The sequence below is a fragment of the uncultured Cyclobacterium sp. genome, assembly GCF_963976465.1.
Taxonomy (GTDB): domain Bacteria; phylum Bacteroidota; class Bacteroidia; order Cytophagales; family Cyclobacteriaceae; genus Cyclobacterium.
Genome location: NZ_CAXBOC010000422.1, coordinates 1 through 5,170, shown reverse-complemented (window position 1 = coordinate 5,170; position 5,170 = coordinate 1). Strand labels below are relative to the sequence as shown.

The window sequence follows — 5,170 nt, the reverse complement described above, 5'->3', positions numbered from 1 at the left end:
GTCAAGTTTTATCGAATTTTCCAACAAGCCCTAATTAAAAAAACGAGGCATTAACCCTAAGAATCATTGTTATGTCCTTAGATTTCTTTTAGTTATTCCCCAGACTCTCAGATATCTTACTTTCTAAAAGCTGATAATTGGTACAACTTAATCCATATTTTTTAGAATCAATAATGACTTCATCCACCAAGGTCTTTTTTTCACCAAACCGGCCTGCTTCAACGTCTAACTGAAATGAAGACTTGGCATCTTCGGGAAAATTTGAAATCATAGCCAGTGCATTCTTTATATCAGATTCGTCAAGCATTACCTCCTGTTTTTGAGCCAATTGAATCAATTCCTCCATCAAACCAATCCATACTCCTTTTAATTCCTGACTGGATCTGATTTCTCCAAATGTCACATTCCTTGCAGCTGTTAAAGTTCCGAGACTAGATATAAACAAGAACTTCTTCCAAAGCTGAAATTTTACATCAGACACTAAGTTTAACGGTATTCCACATTCATTTAAATAATTAATAACCCAGTCATAAGTACCCGTGTTTGAAGAACCAACGATTACTTTCCCCGGCCCTCCCAGATGCTTGATATGCCCGGGTTTTTGAACATTTGAAATCAGGTAAATACAAGCATCCAAAACCATAGCTTTCCCAACGAAAGGTCGAATAAGGGCTGCCGCATTCGTCATATTCTGTAAAGGGAGAACCAAGGTGTCTTTTCCAAATATTGCTTGATTTTCTAAAACAGCTTGCTTCATGGACTGTGACTTTGTAGCCAAAATCACCAAATCATAAGTGTTTTTAGATTCCCCACTCAGAATTAGCCCATCTGGGTGTAAAATCTTCTTAGAGTCGGGATTGCTAAAGACCAAGCCTTTTGATTTAATATTATCATAAGTGGCTCCTCTTGAAATTAAGTCAAGTTTTACAGATTTATCTAAACGATTTGCCAAAATTCTAGCAGCAACAAATCCACCAACTCCTCCAATCCCGAGGATAGCTATTGATTTACCTTTCATTATTTCAATTTTACAAAATGACTTAAACTAAATATGTAATCCAAAATAAAATATTATTCTTTTTCAATTTCCGGCTATTAATTGGAAAAATCAATTTATTTTAAACCAAGCTAAGCTATGTAAATCTGCTTTGAAATTCGGATATTTAACTAAATAGAAGAATTAAATACAGAAATAAACACAAAAGTAATATATCATGATTACAAAATGGCTTTACAACGAATTTCAGCAAACCGGAAAAGATTACACATTGCAAAAAGAGGTAGATGTTTACGACCCCTCACATGATGATTTCAGAAATTTAGCTAAAGAAATCCAAGAAGTAATTGAATGGTTAAGACCCAATAAAAGATTGAGATTTTTAGACATCGGATGTGGTACAGGCAATTTTTCCTTAGCACTGGCAGCCCATAGCGAAAAAGTATATGCGATAGATGTTTCAGAAACCATGTTAAAAGCTGCCAAAGCTAAAGCAGATATCAAGCAAATCAAAAATATTTCCTTTTCTCATACCGGTTATTTAAATTTTAATCTCCCTGAGAAAAGCATAGATGGAGTGATCAGCTCCTTGTCCTTACATCATCTTCCGGACTATTGGAAAAGTATTGCACTAGAAAAAATCTTCCATATTTTAAAACCTGGAGGAAGGTTTTATTTTTATGATGTAGTTATTCCAGATCACAATTCAATTGATAAAATTAATGCCTTTATTAAAAGTCAAGAATTAAAAGGAGGTGATTTTATGAGAGAGGATACGATTATCCATTTTAAAGAAGAGTATTCTACCTTAGATTGGATCATGAAAACACTACTTACCAACGCCGGTTTTGTAGTCATTAGAGAAGAAATTCAAGATGGGGTACTTAAAAAATTCTTTTGTGAAAAAACTTGATCGTTCTTTTATCTCTTTGGGCATCAAGTAGAATTGACTTGGTGTTTATGAATGTTGTATTTCCTCTAGTTGTGAAATAAATAAAATTATATACCTGACTTATCTTTATTAATAATTTGAACCCTAAAGACAAAAATCCGATTTCTTAAAAGTGCATCAAAAGATTTTTAGCATAGGGTATGCAGTTGATTCATACTATTTTATTTTTGATCTGACCTATTTGATACAAAAGCTATTCACAAGTTTTGCAAAATCCGTTATTTGGCAACAGACTTACCATCAAAATACCGGAATAATCGGTATATTTAAACATGCAATTGATTTCAAAAATAGTCGGTATTTTTATCATAGGGCTATCATTATCCTGCTCCAGCCTAATACCTGTTGAGGATTTGTCAAAGGAAGCTTTAATAGGAATCGGCAAATTAAAGGAACTCAAATATAATTTCCACGCTGCATGTCTTGAAGAATGTAACTTTACCAAGGTAAGTCAATTTGAAATTGAAAGGGAAGCAAATTGTGCTTGTGAAGTTTACTTAAAAGCAGATGAACAAGTAAATAATCTTTATTTTGTTTTAATAGACTACTGGGAAGGGCTTTATCAATTGTCTTCTACAGAAATTAACCAATATAATTTGAATAGGCCTGCTACCACTTTAGCTGCCTCAAACCTGATTGAGTTTAAGGAAGAACAATTATTGGCCTTTCAAAAATTAACGGAATTAAGCTTAAAAGCAGTAACAGGTCAATACAGAAAAAATAGGATAAAAAGTTATATGGAGGACGCAGACCCCTATCAACAATTAATTAGCGAAAAATTGATATTTGTATTAAAGGAAAATCTTCTGGGCTTGATGGAAATTCAAAACGAAGTTTGGTATTCCTTTTACAAATCCATGAGTTTCGATCCAGCCCTCAATACAATGGATAAAGCTGCTGCAGCTAGGGAATACTATGGTTTGATAGACGAACATAGGATACAAACAGGTCAAATTAAGGCACTCATAGAAGTTATTGAACTCATTGCTAAAGAACACCATAAGTTGGTATCCTCCGATTTAAAATTAAACAGCTCCAATTTCAAAGCAGAAATTGGGCGAATATCTGCAGATTTACGTACACTACATTATACCTATGAGCAACTTAAAAAATGAAAGATAGATTTGACAGTGAACAAATTAGCCAATTGGCAGATGAATTTTTAGAGATTGCAAAAAAATTCAATGACTATCGATTTGAAAAAATTAGCCAGCAAAAAATCAGCCATGAGACTTTTCTTGAAATGGGCAAAAAGTCAAATCAATTAATGAAAACAGCCAGGGAGATGAAGCTTTTGTCAACCATAATTGTTGGAGAAGAGACAGCCACGGCCATATCAAAGTTGAGCAACATCAATAAGGAGATTAAGAGCAGCATCAATTCTTTAATAGATATTCAAAAGGCCTTTGATTTCATTGGGGCCTTAGGGGATATAGGCTTAGCAATTGTAGACAAAAACCCCACTGCTATTGGAAACAATATTTCATTAATTGCTGAGTTGTTGAAAGAAAAAACAAGTTGAAAATGAAAGGTCAAATAAAAGATAAAACAAGCCTTCCTGAAAATACTTCACCGGTATGTTATCAAAATGATCCTGCCATACAAGAGGAGTACCTCCTGCCTATACCTAAAATAATAAATTTAAAAAAAACAAGTCAAGCAGAAAGTAAAAGCGAAGACCAATAATCATTGGTCTTTTTCATTGATTAATGGAAGAATACGTTGGAAAAAGGTATAACCCAATGGCTCAGTTTTTAATTATACAAAGGAGGATTTTCAAAAACTATTTTTCCATATAAAAAAACAAGAAACTTTCATCAATTTTTAATATTTTAGACATTTATAATAATTTAAAAAATTACCAATGAAAGATATCAGTAAATCCACAAAGAACAATTCCAGAAGGAATTTTATGAAAGCCTCTGCTATGGCAGCAGCCGGGTTCTACATTGTACCCAGACATGTACTTGGAGGTCCCGGTTTTAAGGCACCAAGCGACAAACTTAGAATTGCAGGTATAGGTGCCGGTGGTAAAGGTGGAAGTGATATTAGAAGTTTCTATGAAAGTGGAAATGCAGATATAGTGGCGCTATGCGACGTGGATCCTAAAAGGGCATCAGGAAGGATCAAAGCTCATCCTAAAGCGAAGTTCTATGAAGATTATAGAGAAATGTTGGAAAAGGAAGACAACAATATAGACGCCGTCTCTGTTTCAACTCCTGATCACAACCACGCAGTTCAAGCCTTATCAGCAATGAAAATGGGCAAACATGTATACGTCCAAAAACCATTGACCCATACGATCCATGAAGCACGAGTACTTACACAAGCAGCTGAAAAATACAAGTTGGTAACCCAAATGGGTAATCAAGGGGCTTCTGGAGATGGAGTCCGTAAAATGCGCGAATGGTATGCTGCAGGATTAATCGGTGAGGCAACCAAAGTGCAAGTATGGACCAATCGACCAGTTTGGCCTCAGGGTGTTCCCTGGCCTGGAGAATCAGGGAAAAAAGCACCAAAAAATCTCAATTGGGATTTGTGGTTAGGTACTGCAAGACAAATGGATTATGTAGAAAATTTACATCCCTTTAATTGGCGAGGTTGGTGGGAGTTTGGTACCGGAGCACTTGGAGATATGGCATGCCACCTAATGGAGCCGGCCTTCCGAACTTTAGATTTAGGTTACCCAACCGGAGCAGAATGTAGTGTTGGCTCAGTATATACCGGAGAATTCACCAAAGGCTATTTTCCTGAAAGCTGTCCTCCGTCTTCTCATATCACTTTGGGTTTTGACAAGCCTAATGGAGGCAATCTTGAATTTCACTGGATGGATGGTGGTATTCAACCTAGCAGGCCGGAAGAGCTTGGCCCAAATGAACAAATGGGAGATGGTGGCAATGGCGTAATTATAGAAGGAACCAGAGGTAAAATGATGTGTTCAACCTATGGAATGAACCCTAAATTATTACCTACTTCTATCAATGACAGCGTAGAAGTAGCACCAACTTTACCTCGTGTGGAAGGTGGTGTTGGTGGTCACTATGCGCAATGGGTTAATGCATGTATTGCAGGCCATGGTAGTAAAGAATACGATGAGCTTAGCTCTCCTTTTTCCATCGCGGGACCTTTGACTGAATCCGTCCTTATGGGGAATTTAGCCATTAAGAGTTATGATTTTAGAACTCCGAAAGCAGATGGAAAAGGCTTTGACTATCCTGGAA

General features: G+C 35.9%; 6 protein-coding genes. 5 read left to right on the top strand and 1 reads right to left on the bottom strand.

Annotation, left to right across the window (positions count from 1 at the left end; all coding sequences use genetic code 11):
* Positions 1-88: 88 nt before the first annotated feature.
* Positions 89-1,018, bottom strand: coding sequence for a 2-dehydropantoate 2-reductase (locus AAC037_RS19375; protein ID WP_339904925.1), 930 nt, complete (start codon positions 1,016-1,018; stop codon positions 89-91).
* Between the two features lie 196 nt (positions 1,019-1,214).
* Here AAC037_RS19375 and AAC037_RS19370 point away from each other — a divergent pair, with 196 nt between their 5' ends.
* The 5 genes from AAC037_RS19370 to AAC037_RS19350 form a co-directional block, all read left to right on the top strand.
* Positions 1,215-1,910 carry a class I SAM-dependent methyltransferase gene (locus tag AAC037_RS19370; protein WP_339904923.1) on the top strand — a complete coding sequence of 232 codons (696 nt, stop codon included), beginning with the start codon at positions 1,215-1,217 and terminating at the stop codon, positions 1,908-1,910.
* 311 nt (positions 1,911-2,221) lie between these two features.
* On the top strand, positions 2,222-3,064 hold the full coding sequence (locus AAC037_RS19365; RefSeq protein ID WP_339904921.1) for a hypothetical protein: 843 nt from the start codon (positions 2,222-2,224) through the stop codon (positions 3,062-3,064).
* On the top strand, positions 3,061-3,471 hold the full coding sequence (locus AAC037_RS19360; RefSeq protein WP_339904919.1) for a hypothetical protein: 411 nt from the start codon (positions 3,061-3,063) through the stop codon (positions 3,469-3,471). Before AAC037_RS19365 ends, AAC037_RS19360 begins: the two co-directional genes overlap by 4 nt.
* Positions 3,472-3,473: 2 nt before the next feature.
* A complete protein-coding gene (locus tag AAC037_RS19355) occupies positions 3,474-3,635 on the top strand; it encodes a hypothetical protein (RefSeq protein ID WP_339904917.1) in 162 nt (53 codons plus the stop codon).
* A 178-nt stretch (positions 3,636-3,813) separates the two neighbouring features.
* The coding region (locus AAC037_RS19350; RefSeq protein ID WP_339904915.1) for a Gfo/Idh/MocA family oxidoreductase at positions 3,814-5,170 on the top strand (1,357 nt) is incomplete at its 3' end.